Source organism: Pseudomonas sp. NY11955 (assembly GCF_048068035.1).
Lineage (GTDB): Bacteria > Pseudomonadota > Gammaproteobacteria > Pseudomonadales > Pseudomonadaceae > Aquipseudomonas.
In genome coordinates, this window is sequence record NZ_JBLUPS010000059.1 from 1 (window position 1) to 357 (window position 357).

The window sequence follows — 357 nt, forward strand, 5'->3', positions numbered from 1 at the left end:
GCGTCAACAACCGCATCAAGGTGATCAAGCGTATGGCCTATGGTTTTCGGGACTCGGAATACTTTTTCCTGAAAATCAAGGCTGCCTTCCCCGGGAAAGCGCGATGAACCTTTTTTTTGGCGATCACGCTCGGCCTGATGGTTGGCTGCTCGTCGAGTTCAAGTGCGATCTGATCAGTGAGCGGTAGCGCAAGTGGATCGCCTCAGCCAAGCAGCGTTGTTGCCGGCGGCCGGAAGAAAGCGGCGGGAAAGCCTTGAACTAGTAGCGGAAAGGATGAAACTTTATTTTTACGATTCTCAGCATTTTCCAAGGTTGAGCGAAAATTAGGATGATACTTTAATGATTCCGGCCTCCATC

The 357-nt window shown here is 50.7% G+C and carries 1 protein-coding gene; it reads left to right on the top strand.

The genetic code is table 11. From position 1 onward, the window contains the following. Positions 1–107 (top strand): transposase (locus ACNFBR_RS29285; protein WP_147264395.1); only part of this gene is annotated, 107 nt, incomplete at its 5' end. Positions 108–357 lie beyond the last annotated feature (250 nt).